The organism is Streptomyces sp. SN-593, assembly GCF_016756395.1.
GTDB lineage: Bacteria > Actinomycetota > Actinomycetes > Streptomycetales > Streptomycetaceae > Actinacidiphila > Actinacidiphila reveromycinica.
This window is the reverse complement of sequence record NZ_AP018365.1, coordinates 4,217,813-4,235,542: the sequence shown is the minus strand read 5'-3', so window position 1 is coordinate 4,235,542 and position 17,730 is coordinate 4,217,813. Positions and strand designations below refer to the sequence as shown.

At 72.2% G+C, this 17,730-nt stretch carries 16 protein-coding genes and 1 pseudogene; 7 read left to right on the top strand and 10 right to left on the bottom strand.

The window, feature by feature from the left end; genetic code table 11:
- The first annotated feature begins 74 nt into the window (after nt 1–74).
- Nucleotides 75–1,391, top strand: coding sequence for a serine hydrolase domain-containing protein (locus RVR_RS17735; RefSeq protein ID WP_202238737.1), 1,317 nt, complete (start codon nt 75–77; stop codon nt 1,389–1,391).
- A gap of 39 nt (nt 1,392–1,430) precedes the next feature.
- Here RVR_RS17735 and RVR_RS17730 read toward each other — a convergent pair whose 3' ends face one another.
- Complete coding sequence (locus tag RVR_RS17730; protein WP_202234788.1) at nt 1,431–1,934, bottom strand: MarR family winged helix-turn-helix transcriptional regulator; 504 nt, start codon at nt 1,932–1,934, stop codon at nt 1,431–1,433.
- A gap of 122 nt (nt 1,935–2,056) precedes the next feature.
- Between RVR_RS17730 and RVR_RS17725 the strand changes: the two are divergent.
- A pseudogene (locus RVR_RS17725) lies at nt 2,057–2,693 on the top strand (HAD family hydrolase).
- A 67-nt stretch (nt 2,694–2,760) separates the two neighbouring features.
- Here the strand turns inward: RVR_RS17725 and RVR_RS17720 are convergent.
- From RVR_RS17720 to RVR_RS17705, 4 genes are all read right to left on the bottom strand, one after another.
- Nucleotides 2,761–3,264 carry an NUDIX domain-containing protein gene (locus RVR_RS17720; RefSeq protein ID WP_202234787.1) on the bottom strand — a complete coding sequence of 168 codons (504 nt, stop codon included), beginning with the start codon at nt 3,262–3,264 and terminating at the stop codon, nt 2,761–2,763.
- A 67-nt stretch (nt 3,265–3,331) separates the two neighbouring features.
- On the bottom strand, nt 3,332–4,513 hold the full coding sequence (locus RVR_RS17715; protein ID WP_202234786.1) for a serine hydrolase domain-containing protein: 1,182 nt from the start codon (nt 4,511–4,513) through the stop codon (nt 3,332–3,334).
- Nucleotides 4,514–4,543: 30 nt separating this feature from the next.
- Nucleotides 4,544–5,719, bottom strand: coding sequence for a cystathionine gamma-lyase (locus RVR_RS17710; RefSeq protein ID WP_202234785.1), 1,176 nt, complete (start codon nt 5,717–5,719; stop codon nt 4,544–4,546).
- A 97-nt stretch (nt 5,720–5,816) separates the two neighbouring features.
- A complete protein-coding gene (locus RVR_RS17705) occupies nt 5,817–6,197 on the bottom strand; it encodes a phage holin family protein (RefSeq protein WP_202234784.1) in 381 nt (126 codons plus the stop codon).
- 80 nt (nt 6,198–6,277) lie between these two features.
- Here RVR_RS17705 and RVR_RS17700 point away from each other — a divergent pair, with 80 nt between their 5' ends.
- A complete protein-coding gene (locus tag RVR_RS17700) occupies nt 6,278–6,595 on the top strand; it encodes a cupin domain-containing protein (RefSeq protein ID WP_202238736.1) in 318 nt (105 codons plus the stop codon).
- Between the two features lie 141 nt (nt 6,596–6,736).
- Nucleotides 6,737–6,952 carry a DUF5326 family protein gene (locus RVR_RS17695; protein WP_202234783.1) on the top strand — a complete coding sequence of 72 codons (216 nt, stop codon included), beginning with the start codon at nt 6,737–6,739 and terminating at the stop codon, nt 6,950–6,952.
- Between the two features lie 77 nt (nt 6,953–7,029).
- On the opposite strand, the gene RVR_RS17690 is transcribed toward RVR_RS17695, so the two are convergent.
- On the bottom strand, nt 7,030–8,532 hold the full coding sequence (locus RVR_RS17690; RefSeq protein WP_202234782.1) for a YibE/F family protein: 1,503 nt from the start codon (nt 8,530–8,532) through the stop codon (nt 7,030–7,032).
- Between the two features lie 182 nt (nt 8,533–8,714).
- On the opposite strand from RVR_RS17690, the gene thiC reads away from it, so the two are divergent.
- Nucleotides 8,715–10,520, top strand: a complete 1,806-nt coding sequence (gene thiC / locus RVR_RS17685) for a phosphomethylpyrimidine synthase ThiC (RefSeq protein WP_202234781.1) — start codon at nt 8,715–8,717, stop codon at nt 10,518–10,520.
- Nucleotides 10,521–10,672: 152 nt separating this feature from the next.
- On the opposite strand, the gene RVR_RS17680 is transcribed toward thiC, so the two are convergent.
- From RVR_RS17680 to RVR_RS17665, 4 genes are all read right to left on the bottom strand, one after another.
- Nucleotides 10,673–11,059 (bottom strand): hypothetical protein, encoded by a 387-nt coding sequence (locus RVR_RS17680; RefSeq protein ID WP_202234780.1) that lies wholly within the window; start codon nt 11,057–11,059, stop codon nt 10,673–10,675.
- Between the two features lie 192 nt (nt 11,060–11,251).
- The gene (locus tag RVR_RS17675) at nt 11,252–12,031 is read right to left on the bottom strand and encodes a hypothetical protein (protein ID WP_202234779.1); all 780 of its coding nucleotides are present in this window, start codon (nt 12,029–12,031) and stop codon (nt 11,252–11,254) included.
- A gap of 158 nt (nt 12,032–12,189) precedes the next feature.
- Nucleotides 12,190–13,296 (bottom strand): metallophosphoesterase, encoded by a 1,107-nt coding sequence (locus RVR_RS17670; RefSeq protein WP_202234778.1) that lies wholly within the window; start codon nt 13,294–13,296, stop codon nt 12,190–12,192.
- Nucleotides 13,297–13,542: 246 nt separating this feature from the next.
- The gene (locus RVR_RS17665; protein WP_202234777.1) at nt 13,543–14,649 is read right to left on the bottom strand and encodes a LacI family DNA-binding transcriptional regulator; all 1,107 of its coding nucleotides are present in this window, start codon (nt 14,647–14,649) and stop codon (nt 13,543–13,545) included.
- 289 nt (nt 14,650–14,938) lie between these two features.
- Here RVR_RS17665 and hisC point away from each other — a divergent pair, with 289 nt between their 5' ends.
- Nucleotides 14,939–16,030, top strand: a complete 1,092-nt coding sequence (gene hisC, locus RVR_RS17660) for a histidinol-phosphate transaminase (RefSeq protein WP_202234776.1) — start codon at nt 14,939–14,941, stop codon at nt 16,028–16,030.
- A gap of 152 nt (nt 16,031–16,182) precedes the next feature.
- The gene (locus RVR_RS17655) at nt 16,183–17,715 is read left to right on the top strand and encodes a cytochrome ubiquinol oxidase subunit I (protein WP_202234775.1); all 1,533 of its coding nucleotides are present in this window, start codon (nt 16,183–16,185) and stop codon (nt 17,713–17,715) included.
- Nucleotides 17,716–17,730: the final 15 nt, after the last annotated feature.

Below are 17,730 nucleotides of genomic sequence, written 5' to 3'. Positions count from 1 at the left end.
GGGGGCGCGTGACCACGAACGACTCTCCTTCGGCGTACGGCGGCGAGCTGCTGTCCACCGCGACCCGGGCGCTGATGCACCGGGTCGCGGTGGAGCAGGCCAGGGGCCGGACACCGTCGCTGATCGGCGGGGTGGTGCGGGACGGGGAGCTGGTGTGGAGCGGCTCGCGCAGCATGATCGAGGGGCACGCGCCGGACACCGACACGCAGTACCGGATCGGGTCGTTGACCAAGAGCTTCGTCGCGGTGCTGGTGATGAGGCTGCGTGACGAAGGCCGGCTGGCGCTCACCGATCCGCTGGAGCGGCACCTGCCGGGTACGCGGGTGGGCGAGGTGACGATCGGTCAGCTACTGGCACACACGTCGGGCATCGCCTCCGAGACGCCGGGGCCATGGTGGGAGCGTACCCCCGGTGACGTGCGGCCCGAGCTGGCGGACGTGCTCGGCGCGGCGCCCGTCAAGCATCCGGCGGGGCGGCGGCACCATTACTCCAACCCCGGCTTCGCGCTGCTGGGCGCGGTGGTGGCCCGGCTGCGGGGCGTTCCGTGGGGCGACGCGCTCCAGCAGGAGGTGCTGGACCCGCTGGGCATGGGCCGCACCGGCCTGCTGCCGCGCCCGCCCGCGGCGGGCGGCTTCGCGGTGCACCCCTGGGCCGACGTGATGGTGCCCGAGGCGGTCCAGCGGACCGGCGTGATGGCGCCCGCCGGGGAGCTGTGGTCCACCGTCGACGACCTCGCCCGGTGGGCGGCGTTCCTGGCCGGGGGCCACGACGGGGTGCTCGACGAGGCGACCGTGGCGCACATGCGCGAACCGGCGGCGCCGCCCGAGGCGAGCACGCCGGGCGCGGGCTACGGCCTCGGGATACAGATCTTGCGGCACCACGGCCGCACCCTCGCCGGTCACACCGGTTCGATGCCCGGGTTCCTGGCGGCGGTGTGGGTGAGTGTCGAGGACCGGCTCGGCGCGGTGGCGCTGGCCAACTCCACGTCCGGGCCTGCGGTGGGTGGTCTCGCGGCCGACCTGCTGACGATCACCGCCGACGCCGAACCCGCCTTCCCCGCACCGTGGCGGCCCGCCGACTCCCTCGACGCCGCGCTGCTCGACCTGGCCGGTGCCTGGTACTGGGGCACCCATCCGTTCGGCCTGCTCGTGCTCGCGTCGGGTGACGTGGAGTTGCGGCCGCTGTCCGGCCAGGGCCGCGGAACGCGGTTCCACGTGGAACACGACGGCACCTGGACCGGGCGCGACGGGTACTACGCGGGCGAGACGTTGCGGGCGGTCCGCCGTGACGACGGCACGCTCAGCCACCTCGACGTGGGGTCCTTCGTGTTCACGCGCACGCCCTACGATCCGCAGGCGCCGGTACCGGGCGGGTTTCCGGGCTGGAGCTGACGCGGGGGGTTCCGGGGCGCTTCGGCTGGATCCCGGCGGTCACGTGCGCGACTGCCGGGGGCGGCGTACCCCTTGGCCGCCCTCCGCGGACTCGACGGGCGTGGACAGGTGTCCCGTGGCGAGCCGGGTGAGCGCGGAGACGAAGGCGGCCCTCTCCTCGTCGGGCAGGGCGTCGAGCACGTCGCCGTGCACCCGGTCGACGATGGCCTGTCCGGTCGCCACGACCTGCGCGCCCTTCGGGGTGACCTTGATGATCCGGGCCCGTCGGTCCTGTGCGGAGGGCACCCGCTCGGCCAGTCCGTCGCGCTCCAGTTGGTCGACGGTCACGACCATGGTGGTCTTGTCCAGGTCGGAGAGTTCGGCGAGTTGCGCCTGGGTCCGCTCGGTCTGCGAGGCGTGGGCGAGCACGCAGTGTGCGCGGGGTGACGTGCCGATCTCCGCGAGGGCGGCCGTCATGCGGGTGGCCAGCACGTGCGCCGTGTGATGGAGCAGGAAGGAGACATCGGTGGTCGTCGCGGGTGTGGGGGTGGTCTGGCCGGTCATGGGTCGAGAGTAGTGAAAGAGTTCCGCTACGGGACTATTCGCTCGCGGACCTATATCGCGGCGCCGACGGTCACGCGGCGTGTTCCACGTGGAACACTGGCGGGGACGACCAAGGGGGCGGAATGACTCGACTGCACATCTTCGACATGGACGGCACGCTGATGTCCGGCACGTCCGCCGGCATGGAGATCTCCCGGCAGATCGGGATGACCGCCGAGTTCCGGGAGCTGGAGCACGCGCTGTCCAGCGGTGCGATCGATTCTCCCGGGTACGCCCAACGCGCCTACCGGATGTGGTCCGCGCTCACCGAGCACCACGTGGCCGGCGCGTTCGCGGGGGCGCCGTGGCTGGCCGGCATACGCGAGGTCTGGGCCGACATCACCGCCCGCGGCGAGCACTGTGCGGTGATCTCGCTCTCCCCCGACTTCTTCGTGACCCGGCTGCGTGCCTGGGGCGTCCACGACGCCCGTGCCTCGGTCTTCCCCGCGTTCCCCTTCGCCCCGGACGCCGCGTTCGACCTGACGGGCATCCTGCTGCCCGAGTCGAAGGTGGTCATCGCCGACGAGCTGTGCGCCCGCCTACGGAGTGAGCCGCGCCGACTGCGTGGCCTACGGCGACTCGTTGTCGGACACCGCCTTGTTCGGCGTGGTCCCGGTCTCGGTCGCGGTCAACGGGGACGACCACGTCAGCGGCATGGCCACGCACGCGTACACCGGTGGCGACCTGCGGGAGGCGTACGACCTCGTCGCGGGTGGCTGACCGGCGGCCCGGTGCGGCCTCGGCCGGGGCCGCACCCGGGCGGAGCCTGGACCGGGCCGGCCCCGGCTCAGCCCAGGTCGGGCCCGAGCAGCCCGAGCACCCCTTCGATGTTCGCGTCCAGGTAGTGCCGCAGGGTCAGCGGGACGATCTCCACGGACGCGAGCCCCATCCTGGTGAACGGCACCCGTACGACCTCGTAGCTGCCGCACGGCTCGTCGATCTCCGGGCCGTGCCGCCGGTCCAGATCCATCGACGCCAGCCGGCAGACGAAGAAGTACTGCACCTTCACCCCGTGCGACCCGTCCTCCGCGATGTGCTCGACGGTGTCGACGAAGGCGGGCACCGGGTCGACGATCTTGCCGCCCAGCTCCTCGTCGATCTCGCGGTGCAGCGCGGAGAGCACCCCGGCGTCCTCGTCCTCGACGCCGCCGCCGGGCGTCAGCCAGTACGGCGCGAGGCCGGGCTTGGTGCGTTTGATCAGCACCAGCCGGTCGCCGTCGAGGATGATTGCGCGGGCCGTGCGCTTGACCACCGGCCGGGTGGAGGGGAGGGGAAGCGAGTCCGGAGGCATGCCTGAGATCTGCCGCGACCGGGCGCCGGGCAAACGTGCGGGGAACCGGGAAATCCCGCCCGACCCGTCACCCGGCCGCCGCGTAGCGCCAGAAGTCCCGCTGCTGCCGCGCGTGCACCGGGCCGGTCGCCGCGAGCTGGGTCAGCAGGACGTGGACGGCGCCGGTCGCGGGCACCACGTGCGCCGACGTGCCGGTGCCGCCGACCCAGCCGTACCGTCCGGGGACGTTCCAGGGGCTGACGGCCTCGACGTCCACGGCGCCGCCGAAGCCCCAGCCCTGGCCCTCCAGGAAGAGCGGGCACGCCGCCCGCTGCGCCCCGGTGAGGTGGTCGGTCGTCATGAGCCGCACCGAGCGCGCCGACAGCAGCCGCCGGCCGTCCGCGGTGGCCCCCTCGGCGAGCAGCATCCTGCCGAACGCCAGCCAGTCGTCGACGGTCGACACCAGCCCGCCGGCACCGGACGCCAGGGGCGGCAGCCTGCTCCACTGGCCGTCCGGACCGTCGAGCAGTTCCAGGCCGCCCGATGCAGCGGCCCGGTAGTAGCCGGTGAGACGGTCGCGCTTCGCGGCGGGGACGACGAAGCCGGTGTCCCGCATGCCCAGCCGCTCGAAGATCCGCTCGGCCAGGAAATCGGGCAGCGACTGGCCGCTCACCCGTTCGACCAGGACGCCCTGCAGGTCGGAGGAGGTGTTGTAGAGCCAGGCATCGCCCGGCTGGTGCAGCATCGGGATGCCCGCCAGCACCCGCAGCCACGCGTCGGTGGGCAGGAAGCGCTGCGGCTCGCGGCCGTCGGACTGCACGCCCTCGGCCATCAGCGCTCGCACGGCGGGCAGTTCGAAGTCGGCCGGGAAGCCGTACCCGGTACGCGAGCTGAGCAGGTCCTCCACCGTGATCGGGCGGACGGCGGGCACCACGTCGTCCAGCGGGCCGCGCGGGGTGCGGACGACGCGGGGCTCGGCCAGCTCCGGGAGCCAGCGCCGCACCGGGTCCGCGAGGTCGATCCGGTCGTCGTCGACCAGCACCATCACCGCGGCGGCCGTGATCGGCTTGGTGATCGAGGCGATCCGGAAGATCGACTCCCTGTCCATCGGCGTGCGGCCCTCGGCGTCCGCCGACCCGACCACCGCGACCTCCACGTCGCCGCCCCGCGCCACCAGGCCCACCGCCCCGGGCAGCGTGCCGTCGGCCACGTACGGACGCAGGACGCCGGCCAGGTCCGGGGCGCCGGACCCGCTCGCAGAGTTGGTCATGGCCGTACGCTAGCCGCGCGGTGCGACCGGCTACCGGCGGCGCGCGGCCTCGTCGAGGGCGCGGCGCACATCGGCCACGATGTCGTCCGGGTCCTCGACGCCCACCGAGAAGCGGACGAAGCCCGGCGCCACCGCGTCGCCGCCCCAGCGGGCCCGGCGCTCAGCGGTGCACTGCACGCTGCCGAAGCTCGTCGCCTCCGAGGTCATCCGCAGCGCGGCGAGGAAGCGCTCGGCGTGCTCCCGGTCCGGCAGCGTGAAGGAGACCACGCTGCCGAAGCGGCGCATCTGGGTCAGGGCGACCGCGTGCGACGGGTCGCCGGGCAGCCCCGGGTGCCGTACCCCCGAGACCTCGGGCCGCTCCAGCAGGGCGCGGGCCAGCGCCAGCGCGTTGGCCGCCTGGCGGTCCACCCGCAGCGCCAGCGTGGCGAGCGAGCGGTGCGCCAGCCACGCCTCCATGGGCCCCGGGATGGCACCCACGGTCTTGCGCCACGTCCGCACCGAGCCGGCCAGTGCGGCGTCGCGTGTGGTGACGTATCCCATCAGCAGGTCGCCGTGCCCGGCCAGCGCCTTGGTGCCGCTGGACACGGAGAAGTCCGCGCCCAGGTCGAGCGGCCGCTGCCCCAGCGGTGTGGCCAGCGTGTTGTCCACCGCGACCAGCGCGCCCGCCGCGTGGGCGGCGGCCGCAAGCCGCCGGACGTCGCACACGTCCAACTGCGGGTTGGAGGGGGTCTCCAGCCAGACCAGCCGGGCGCCGTCGAGCAATGGGAGCTGCGCGTCGCCGGCGGTCGGCGCCATCCGCACCTCGACACCGTACGACTCCAGGCGTTCGACCAGCGCGCGCGTGGTCTGGTAGCAGTCCGACGGGAGGACGACCGCGTCGCCGGAGCGCACCTGGGACAGCAGCACCGCGGAGACCGCGCCCATGCCGGAGGCGAAGGAGAGTGTGGTCGCGTCCGGGTCGCCGGGCGCCTCCAGTTCCGCGATCGCCCGCTCCAGCAGATCCCAGGTGGGGTTGTCGTCCCGGCCGTAGGCGTAGGGGCCGGTCGGCTCGCCGGGCAGGTGGTAGTGCGAGACGAACACCGGGCCGGGCAGCGAGGGCTCGTACGGCCTAGCCTCGGGACGGCCGGCGTGCACGCTCCGCGTGCTGTCGCCGACGTCGCCGGCCGGGTCCCCCGCCGTGTCCTGCGCCCTGCGGTCCTGCGTCATCCGGCCCTCATCCTCCCAGCGGTCCCCGGCGGTGATCCCGGCGTCCTCGGCCGTTCCCGGCCGTCCCCGGGCTGTCCTCAGTCGCCCTCAGTCGCCCTCAGTCGTCCTCGTCCGGGAGGACGACGTGCATCGCCCACGCCACGATGCTGACGATCAGCCCGCCGAGCACCGCCGTCCAGAAGCCGTGCACGTGGAACTTCAGACTGAGGTGACCGGCCAGCCACGACGTCAGCAGCAGCATCAGCGCGTTCACCACGAGGGTGATCAGGCCCAGGGTGAGGATGAACAGCGGAAACGACAGCACCTTGACGACCGGTTTCACCAGCCAGTTCACCACGCCGAAGACGAGGGCGACGAGTATGAGCGTCAGTGCTTCGCGCCACACCGAGTTCCCGGTGAGCGTGATGCCCTTGAGCAGCCAGACGGCGACGCCCAGGGCGGCGGCGTTCGCCAGGGTCTTGACGACGAAATTCTTCATGGTGAGATCGTCGCAGGTCCGATCATCGGGACAAGAGACGCGACAGAACCGTGGCCGTACCGCAGCGGAGGAGCGAAATGATGAAGGTGTTCCGGCTGGACGACCTGGACGCGGAGCGTGCCGCGAACCAGGGCGCGTACCTCCGTTTCCTGCGGGAGCGCACCATGTCGGCCGGCTTGTACGCGGTCGGGGCCGGCGAGAGCGACCCGCAGCAGCCGCACGCGCAGGACGAGATCTACCTCGTGGTCAGCGGGCGGGCCGCGATCACCGTCGGGGACGAGACGACCACCGTCGCGCGCGGCAGCGTGGTCTACGTGCCGGCCGGCACCCCGCACCGCTTCCACCACGTCACCGAGGACCTCAGGGTCATGGTGGTCTTCTCGCCGCCGGAACCCTAAGGGGAGGATCAGGGTCGGATGGGGCCTGCCCGGCCTTCGTCCGGCCCCCGGGTGGACCTACAGTCGAAGTACGGCACGGAGCCGCGGTACCGCAGAGTCCCGAGTGCGCCCCGCACAGCGACCTAGGAGCGAAAGAGCGTTATGGAGAATCTGCTGAAGAGCCTGCCCTGGTGGGTCAAGTGGATCGGCATCCCGGTCATCGCGCTGGTCGTGTTCGGCACGCTGATCGCGAGCCTGGTGAGCTTCGTGATCGGCCTGCTCTTCAAGGTGTTCGTCTTCGTGGTCCTGGTCGCAGCGCTGGTCTTCGTGGTGAAGCGCGTCACCTCGGGAGGGTCCGGCAAGAAGCGCGACTGGTGACGCGGGCGTCCCGGCGGTCGAGGCCGGGGCGGCGTCGCGCGGACCGGTGAACGGCTCGGGCCGTCCGCCGGTCCGTCTCATTTCACCCGGCGGTGGCTGCGCCCGGCCGGGCGGGACGGCCCGGGAAGCGCCGCCGACGGGGCACCGCCGTCCGGACCGTGCCCAGGTCCTTCCGCGGCGCCCCGGCCGCCGCGGTCCGCGCTGACCACCAGCGCGGCCAGCGCCGTCGTCAGCGGCACCGACGCCACCAGGCCGATGCTGCCGACCAGCGTCCGGACGATCTCCTCGGCCACCAGTTCGCTGCTCGCCACCTGGAACACCCCGCTGCGGGCGATCGAGAAGAGCAGCAGCAGCGGGAGGGCGGCGCCCGCGTAGGCCATCACCAGGGTGTTGACGACCGAGGCGATGTGGTCGCGGCCGATCCGCATGCCGGCCCCGTAGAGCTTGCGCCAGTTCGCGGTCGGGTCGGCGTCCTTCAGCTCCCAGACAGCCGCGACCTGGGTGACGGTCACGTCGTCGAGCACCCCCAGCGAGCCGATGATCACCCCGGCCAGCAGCACCCCCTTGATCTCGATGTCCGGGTAGAGGGTGTGGATCAGCCCGGTCTCGTCGGAGGTGTTGCCGGTCAGCCGGGCCCACGCGATGAAGACCGAGCCGAGCGCCCCGATCAGGAACAGCGAGCAGAGCGTGCCGAGCACCGCCACGGACGTCCGGGCGCTGACGCCGTGGCACAGGTACAGCGCCATGAGCATGATCGCGCTGCCGCCGACCACCGCGACCAGCAGCGGATCGTCGCCCCGCAGGATCGCCGGGAGGATGAAGAGGGTCAGGATCGCGAACGAGATCGCCAGCGCGACCAGCGCCATGATCCCGCGCAGCCGCCCGACCAGGACCACGACCAGCGCGAACGCCAACGCGAGGAGCGCGATCGGCAGCCCCCGGTCCACGTCGGTGACCGAGTAGCGCAGGCTCTTGGGCGCGTCAGGGGCGTACGCGAGGACCACGCCCTCGCCCTTCGTGTAACGGCGGGTCTGGTCGGGCTGCACGATCTCGGTGAACTTCGTGCCCTTGTCCGGCCCGGACTCCACCTCGATCGTCGCCTTCTGGCAGTCGTCGCCGGTGGCGGTCCCCGCGGTGGACGAGCCGCCCGACGCCGAGCCCGACGCCGTGCCCGACGTCCCGCCCGTGCTGCCCGAACCGTCCCCGGTCCCGTCGGTGTTGGGCAGCGCGCCGACCTGCTTGCAGGACACGTGCACGAGCTGGACCACCTTTCCCGGCCGGGTCTGCTGGTCGAACCCGACCCCGCTGCGCGCGTGCGCCGGCGCGCCCCCCGGCCACAGCAGCACCATGCCGGCGACCACCGCGGCCGCGAACGGCACGAGGACGGCCGCGATTACCTTCCGCAGGTGCCGGGAGGCCGGCGGCACCGGCCCGTGCGCGTGTCCATGGCTGTGCCCGTGCGCGTGCGCGTGCGCGTGCCCGTTCGCGTGGCCGTGGCCGGGGGCGTGGCCGGCGTCGTGGCCTGGCTCGGGCGACGCGGCGGGGTGCGGGCCGTGCTCGCCGGCCTGGGGGGAGTCCACGGCCCGATCATCGCAAGGCCCCTGGTGAATGTCCGTACCCAGACGCTACGGTTGGCAGCACCTTTGCAAACGCGGGAGCTCGGAGCACCGGGCTGAGAGGGCGCTGACATCGCCGAGGGCGAGCGCTGCGCCGACCGCTGAACCTGTTACCGGGTAATGCCGGCGTAGGGAGTGGGTCTCACATGACCATGCAGGATGCGCACACGCGTGGAACCGGTTGGCACAAGTCGTACGTCACCGGTCCCACCGGATCCCGGCCGGACCTGCGGGTGCCGGTCCGCCAGGTGCATCTCACCGACGGCCGTGACGTGACGCTGTACGACACGTCCGGCCCGTACACCGACCCGTCGGTCGACACCGACGTCCGGCGGGGCCTGGCGCCCCTCCGGGAGAACTGGATCATCGCCCGCGGCGACACCGAGGAGTACCCGGGTCGACCGGTCCGGCCGGAGGACGACGGGCTCAGGCACACCGCGCCGCGCGGCGGCCTGCGCAACCTCGACGCGGTCTTCCCCGGCCGGCCCCGGCTCCCCCGGCGCGGCCGGCCCGGTCGTCCGGTCACCCAACTCGCCTACGCCAGGAGGGGCGAGACCACCCCGGAGATGGAGTTCGTCGCGCTGCGCGAGAACGTCCCGGTCGAGACCGTGCGCGAGGAGATCGCCGCGGGCCGGGCCGTCCTGCCGGCCAACGTCAACCATCCCGAGATCGAGCCGATGATCATCGGCAAGCGGTTCCTGGTGAAGGTCAACGCCAACATCGGCAACTCCGCAGTCGCCTCCTCCATCGAGGAGGAGGTCGAGAAGATGACCTGGGCGACCCGCTGGGGCGCCGACACCGTGATGGACCTGTCCACCGGGCGGAACATCCACACCACCCGCGAGTGGGTGCTGCGCAACTCCCCCGTCCCCATCGGCACGGTGCCGCTCTACCAGGCGCTGGAGAAGGTCGACGGCCGGGCCGAGGAACTGAGCTGGGACGTCTACCGGGACACCGTCGTCGAGCAGGCCGAGCAGGGCGTGGACTACATGACGGTGCACGCCGGGGTGCTGCTGCGCCACGTCCCGCTGACCGCCCGCCGCAAGACCGGCATCGTCTCGCGCGGCGGCTCGATCATGGCCGCCTGGTGCCTGGCCCACCACCGCGAGAGCTTCCTCTACGAGAACTTCGAGGAGCTGTGCGACATCCTCGCCGCCTACGACGTCACGTTCTCGCTCGGCGACGGGCTGCGGCCCGGCTCGATCGCCGACGCCAACGACGAGGCGCAGTTCGCGGAGCTGCGTACGCTCGGCGAGCTCAACACCGTGGCGAAGCGGCACCACGTGCAGACCATGATCGAGGGCCCGGGTCACGTGCCCATGCACAAGATCAAGGAGAACATCGACCTCCAGCAGGAGATCTGCGAGGAGGCCCCGTTCTACACGCTCGGCCCGCTCACCACCGACATCGCCCCCGCCTACGACCACATCACCTCGGGCATCGGCGCCGCGATGATCGCCTGGTGGGGCACCGCGATGCTCTGCTACGTCACCCCGAAGGAGCACCTCGGACTGCCGGACCGCGACGACGTCAAGACCGGGGTGATCACCTACAAGATCGCCGCGCACGCCGCCGACCTCGCCAAGGGGCACCCCGGTGCCCAGGAATGGGACGACGCGCTGTCCGACGCGCGCTTCGAGTTCCGCTGGGAGGACCAGTTCAACCTGGCCCTCGACCCCGACACCGCCCGTGCCTTCCACGACGAGACGCTTCCCGCCGAACCGGCCAAGACCGCGCACTTCTGCTCCATGTGCGGCCCGAAGTTCTGCTCGATGCGGATCTCGCACGACATCCGGCGCGCCCACGGCGGCGCGGACCAGGACGGCGTGGACCAGGACGGCGCGCCCGGTGCCGCGGAAGGCAGTGAGGAGGAGATCCGGGCCGGAATGGCCGCCAAGTCGGCGGAGTTCGCCGCCGCCGGCAACCGCGTGTACCTGCCGATCGCGGACTGAGTCCGGAGGGGATCAGCGGAAGTACCCCTGGAGGACCCCGAAGGAGCCTCGCCCCCCCGGGAGGGGCCGCGCTTCCCGGGAGGACCGCTTCCACGGAGGGCCCGGAGGCACTGGTGTGCCGCCGGGCCCTCCCACCGCGATTGAGTGATTCCCTAGTCGAGGTTCCGGCCGACGTTGGGCGGGACCGGTGGCGGCCAGCCGACGGTGGAGAAGCTGTGCCACAGCCCCGGGGTCTCGGCGACGCCCGCGCTGAACGTGGTGGGCAGGTAGGTGCTGGGGCGTCCGGCCGGGTCCTTGCAGTCCAGGCCCTTGTGCAGCCAGATGTCGACCCCGGTGTTGTTGGTGACGTGGTCGACACCACGCGGGGCGAAGCGGTGACAGGCGCCGTCACCCTGGGTGGGGTTGGCGATGGTCTGGCTGAAGCCGAGGCCGCGGGTGCCCGTCACCTGGCCGGCCGAGGAGTCGGAGCAGGCCGTCATCGCGAAGGCGAGCGGGACGGTCGTGAGCAGAGCAGCGAGCGTACGGTGGCGGACGCGCATGGGCCTCTCCCGTTCTGACCAGGTACGGGAGCAGTCAAGCAACGGTGGACGGCCGCCGCGACCCGGGGAGTCCATCCGTGCGGCAGAGCCAGTGGCAGTGGCGGTGGCAGTCGCAGCGGCTGCTGCTGCTGCGGTTCCGCGCTGCCGGGGGCCTCGGCCGGACCGTCCGTGTCGCGGGGACGCCGGCCGTGCTCACTGGTAGGGCCGGCGGTTGACCGTCCCGTGGTGCGGGTCCTGCGGGGAGGAGAAGTCCGGCCGGGTGTAGCCCAGGCGCGGCATGCGCGGCACGGAGGCGGGCGCGGCGGGTGGCGGCACCCCTGCCCGTCCGGCCAGCGCGTCGTCGAGGAAGGGCAGCAGCCCCCGGTCGAGCAGCGCGCGCCGCCACGCCTCCCGCGCCTGGGCGACCTCCGACGGCAGGGCGTCGGGCGTGTCCCGGATCGCGGAGGAGCCGTCGCGCAGCGCGGTGAGCAGCAGGCCGATTCCGCCGAGCACGATCGCGGCGGCGGTCACGGCGGCGAAGAACCAGCCGGCCGTGCGCAGCGGCGAGGCGATCCCCGGCTCCGGGGACACCGCCTCGAGCGCGTAGCCGATCAGCAGGAAGATCAGTGCCGCGGCGCCGGCGAGCAGCGGCGTCAGCACGGCCATCACCGCAAGGAGGCCGGGGCCGGACCCGGCGCGGTCCGCGACGCCCATCGCGGCATAGCTGAACGCCCGGCTGTCACGGACCCGGGCGGACTCGCGTACCGCCTCCCGGCTGTCGGCGCGGACCCGGCGGTACACCTCGTACTCCTCGGCGGCCCGTGCCCCGATCGACTCGGCGGCGGCCAGCGCCATCGTGCGCAACTGCTCGGCGTTCAGCGGGGAACCGGCCGCGCCGTCGCCGGTGCCGCCCAACGCGATGTGCAGCGCCTCGTCGAGGACGTGCTCGAAGTCCGGGCGGTCCTCGGTGAGCAGATGTGGAGCGCTGGTCATGTGCATCCCCCGATGCTCCGACTCTCCGCGTGCGGCCGGTGTTCCACGTGGAACAGTCGCTGCCTGCCGGATGCCCGGAGAGCGGTGGGACTACGGATACAGCCGATGGTAGGGCTGTACGGGGGGCCTTGACAGGTCGCGACCAGGAAATGTGGAAGCTATCCCACCAGCGGGAGTTGGGCAACCAAGAGGCGCCCTTCCATCGTGACGCCGCCGTCCATCGCCACCGCGAGGTTGTCCGCGTAGACCATCGGGCCGTGGATCACGGGCGCGGCCGCCTCGCCGTCCACCTGCGGTTCACCGCCCTCGCCGAGCAGGTACGGGATCGGGCTGTGGCCGTGCACGACCCGCTCGCCGCCGAAGGTGCCCAGCATCTCGCGGGCGGCGTCGGGACCGCCGTCGCCGCGGAAGGCGAACCGCTTGGTGAACTTGCGGAACAGGTCCCAGCACTCGTCGGCGTCGGCGCGCTGCAACACTCCGGTGACGGCGTCGTTCATCTCCTCGATGCTGCTGCCGTAGTCGAGGTAGGCGGTGGTGTCGGAGTGCACCAGCAGGTGGCCGTCGGTGAGGTGGGCGGCGTCCAGCCGGGAGATCCAGGTCAGGTGCCGGTCCTCCAGCCGCTCCATGTCGGACGGCTGCCCGCCGTTGAGCCGCCAGGCGGCGAGGAACGAGGCGGTGCCGCCGGTGGAGTTGACGGGGGTGTCGCCGAAGCGGTGGGCGCCCAGCAGCAGCAGTTCGTGGTTGCCCATCAGCGCGCGGCAGTAGCCGCCGGCGGCGGCTGCCTCGGCGGACAACTGCATCACCAGCTCGATCACGCCGATGCCGTCCGGACCGCGGTCGGTGAAGTCCCCGAGGAACCACAGCCGGGCGCTGCCCGCCGACCAGTGGCCGTCCTCGTCGACCAGCCCCGACTCGTGCAGCGCGGCGAGGAGTTCGTGGAGGTAGCCGTGCACGTCACCGACCACGTAGAGCGGACCGGGGCGCTCGCCCGGCAGGGACGCGTCGGTGATCACCGGCAGGTCGTGGGCGGTGGGGGTGTAACCCGGCGGAACCAGCGGCGTGTCGGGGCGGGTCGGCTCGTAGCCGGGCGGTACGGCGGCCGGGGCGGCCGCCGGTGGCGGGGCGCCCTCGTAGCCGGAGACGGCCGGTGGCGGGTAGCCCTGTTCGTACCCGGCGGCCGGCTGGAAGTCGGGTGCCGTCCCGTAGCCGGGCGCGGCTTCGTACCCGGTGTCGGGCTCGTGCCCCTGACCTGCCCCCTGAGTCATCGACCCCTCCACGCTCGCGCCGCCATCCGCCCATCATAGGAATGCGGCTGGCGCGTTGTGACATACCCAGGCACCTCGTTTTCACGGGCCCTGGACAAACCGCCACGTAGTCACCCGGTCGGGCCGGTCCTTCGGCGTCCGGCGGGTCGGTGTCGCCGCGCACTCCCGTGGCGTGGGGGAAGCGGCGGTGCACGGCGGCGCGGTCGGCGTCCGACGCCCGCGGACCGCGCGCGTCGGGCCCGCGGTTCACGCCTCCCCGCGGGCCGGACCGCGCGGCGGACTGACGGTGGTGCGGTGCGCCCGCCGTTGCGAGGACGCCCGCACGATCAACTCGGTCGGCATCACCTGCTGCACGGGGTGGCTGGGCCCGATCCCCTCGATCGCGTCGATCAGCAACTGGACGACGGCGGTGCCGATCCGCCGCGGTTGCAGCGACAACGTGGTGATCGGCGGGTCGGTGCCCGCGTAGCCGCCGCTCTCGCTGCAGCAGACCAGCAGCAGGTCGTCGGGGACGCGCAGGCCGTAGCGGCGGGCGGCGGCGAGCAGGTCGGTGCCGTTCGGATCGAAGAGCCCGTGCACGGCGTCCGGGCGGTCCGGACGGGCGAGTAACCGGTCCGCGGCGACGGCTCCCGCGCACGGGTCGTGCGCGGGGTACGCCTCGTACACCGGCTCCTGGCCGACGCGCTCGCACCACTCCAGGTAGGCGGTGGTGGACAGCCGGGTGTAGGTGTCGGTGCTGGTGCCGGTGAGCAGGCCGATCCTGCGGGCGCCGGCCGCGGAGAGGTGGTCGAGGATGCCGAGCACCGCCTCCTCGTGGTCGTTGTCGACCCAGGCGTGGACCGGCAGGCTGCCGGCCGGCCGGCCGTCGCTGACCACCGGCACGCCCTGCCGGACGAGTTCGCCGACCAGCGGGTCCTGGTCGGACGGGTCGATGACCACGGTGCCGTCCAGCGCCACGTTGCCCCAGACGTCGTGCCGGGAGGAGGCGGGCAGGATGACCAGGGCGTAGCCGCGGGCCAGCGCCGCGGAGGTGGCGGCTCTGGCCATCTCGGCGAAGTACGCGAACTCGGTGAAGGTGAACGGTTCTTCGCCGTAAGTCGTCACCGTCAGGCCGATCAGGCCCGATCTCCCGGTGCGCAGCGTGCGCGCGGCGGCCGACGGGCGGTAGCCCAGCCGGTCCGCGACCTCGCGGACGTGGCGTCTGGTGGAGTCGGGCAGTCGGCCCTTGCCGTTGAGCGCGTCGGAGACAGTCGTGATCGAGACGCCGGCGGCGGCGGCGACGTCTCGGATCCCCGCGCGCTCCAGCCGGCGTCCGACGGGTCGGCTCGCCTGGTGGTTCCCTGCTGCTGTCATGGCGAGCCCGATAGTAGGGCGGCACTGGTCCGTCCGGCTGCCAGCGATGCGCCCCTACTGAAGAACGGTTTCTGCAAGATCGAAAGCCCTATGCAAGGTGGAATATGCAGGCGGCAGGCCGAGCAGTCGGCGCGGATGGCGGCTCAGTGGCCGTGCTCGCCCGGCCATTGGCTTACCGGGATGCGCGTCGGCAACTCACTCCTACGGGGGACGCGCGCCAGGGCGCGCGCTACCAGCGCACTCGGTGGCGCCGCACACCTCCCCGGCCGTGCGGCGACCCTCGTAGGGTGTGCCCATGACCACCCCCAAGCTGCGCGCGGAACTGGACGGCATCCCGACGTACAAGCCCGGGCGACCCCCGGCGGCGGAGGAGGGCGGCGCCCCGCGGCCCGCCTTCAAGCTGTCCTCGAACGAGAACCCGTATCCCCCGCTGCCCGGCGTCCTGGAGGCGGCGGCCACCGCCGCGGCCTCCTTCAACCGCTATCCCGACCTGTCCTGCGCCGCGCTGACCGCGGAACTGGCGACGAGGTTCGACGTACCGGTCGGACACATCGCCACCGGCACCGGCTCGGTCGGCGTGGCCCAGCAACTGCTCCAGGTGACCTCCGGGCCGGGCGACGAGGTGATCTACGCCTGGCGCTCCTTCGAGGCGTACCCGATCGTCACCCAGATCAGCGGCGCCCGGGCGGTGCAGGTGCCGCTGGACGCGGCCGAGACGCACGACCTGGACGCGATGGCGGCGGCGGTCACCGAGCGGACCCGGCTGATCTTCGTCTGCAACCCGAACAACCCGACCGGCACCGTGGTGCGGCGGGCGGAACTGGAACGGTTCCTGGACCGGGTGCCGTCCGACGTGCTGGTCGTCCTGGACGAGGCGTACCGGGAGTTCAACACCGACCCCGAGGTGCCCGACGGCGTCGACCTGTACCGCGACCGCCCCAACGTCGCGGTGCTGCGCACCTTCTCCAAGGCGTACGGCCTGGCCGGCCTGCGGATCGGCTTCGCGATCGCGCACGAGCCGGTGGCCGAGGCGCTGCGGAAGACGGCGGTGCCGTTCGGTGTGAGCCAGCTCGCCCAGGACGCGGCGATCGCCAGCCTGCGGGCCGAGGCGGCGCTGCTGGAGCGGGTCGAGGGCCTGGTGGTGGAGCGCGCCCGGGTCGCCGGGGCGCTGGCCGCCCAGGGGTGGACGGTGCCCGAGACGCAGGCGAACTTCGTGTGGCTGCGGCTGGGGGAGCGCACCGGGGACTTCGCGGCGGCATGCGAGCGGGCGGGCGCGACGGTGCGTCCCTTCGCGGGTGAGGGCGTGCGGATCACCATCGGCGAGGCCGAGGCGAACGACATCGTGCTGCGGACCGCCGAGGCGTTCCGCAAGGAGCTGTAGCCGGCCGCCCTTCGGCCCGACAATACGCTGACCTGCTGATTCGCCCCCTGCCACCCCCCGGTGGAAGGGGGCGAACGCATGTGCGCGATACTCCTTGTGAATGAGTTCACGTTCACAAGCAGGACGCGTATCGGCAGTAAAGGAGACGTATCGTGCAGCTCGCACTGGAGCCACTGAACGTCGCCAGGTGGCAGTTCGGCGTGACGACCGTCTACCACTTCCTCTTCGTCCCCCTGACGATCTCGCTCTCCGCGCTCACCGCCGGACTGCAGACCGCCTGGGTGCGCACCGGCAAGGAGAAGTACCTCGGGGCCACGAAGTTCTGGGGCAAGCTCTTCCTGATCAACATCGCCATGGGCGTGGTGACCGGGATCGTCCAGGAGTTCCAGTTCGGGATGAACTGGTCGGACTACTCGCGCTTCGTGGGCGACGTCTTCGGCGCGCCGCTGGCCTTCGAGGCGCTGATCGCGTTCTTCTTCGAGTCGACCTTCGTCGGCCTGTGGATCTTCGGATGGGACAAGCTGCCCCAGCGCATCCACCTCGCCTGCATCTGGATGGTGTCGATCGGCACCATCCTGTCCGCGTACTTCATCCTGGCCGCCAACTCCTGGATGCAGCACCCGGTCGGCTACCGCTACAACCCGAAGACCAAGCGGGCGGAGCTCACCGACTTCTGGAAGGTGCTCACCCAGGACACCGCGCTCGCCCAGTTCTTCCACATCATGTCGGCGGCCTTCCTCACCGGTGCCGCGTTCATGATCGGCATCGCCGCCTACCACCTGGCGCGCAGGCAGCACATCGCGGTGATGCGCTCCTCGCTGCGGATGGCGCTGGTCGTCGCGGTGGTCGCCGGCGCGCTCACCGCGATCAGCGGCGACACCCTCGGCAAGGTGATGTTCAGGCAGCAGCCCATGAAGATGGCCGCGGCCGAGGCGCTGTGGGACGGCCAGAAGGGCGCGCCCTTCTCGGTCTTCGCGGTCGGCGACGTGAACAAGGGGCACAACGAGGTCGCCATCGACATCCCCAACCTGCTCTCCTTCCTCGCCACCGACGACTTCACCAGCTACGTCGGCGGCATCAACGACGTGAACAAGGCCGAGCAGCAGAAGTACGGCCCCGGCGACTACCGGCCGAACATCCCCGTCGAGTACTGGGGCTTCCGCTGGATGATCGGCTTCGGCGTGGTCTCCATCGGGGTCGGTGCGGCCGGGCTGTGGCTGACCCGGCGCCGCTTCTGGCTCGCACCGGACCGCCGCACCGGCGAGGACGAGGTGCCGCACCTGATGCTCACCCGCACCGTCGGGCTCGGCGCGCGGCTGTCCCGCTGGTACTGGCGGATCGCCCTGCTGACCATGGCCTTCCCGTTGATCGCCAACTCCTGGGGCTGGATCTTCACCGAGACCGGCCGTCAGCCCTGGGTGGTCTACGGCGTGCTGCGCACCAAGGACGCGGTCTCCCCCGGCGTCTCCGTCGGCTACGTGCTGACCTCGCTCATCGTCTTCACCGTGCTCTACGGGCTGCTCGCCGTGGTCGAGATCCGGCTGCTGGCGAAGTACGCCAAACAGGGCCCGCCGGAACTCACCGAGGCGGACCTGAACCCCCCGACCAGGATCGGCGGCGGACCCGGCGGCAAAAGCTCCGACGAGGCCGCGGACGCCGACCGGCCGATGGCCTTCTCGTACTGACGGATCGACGACGGA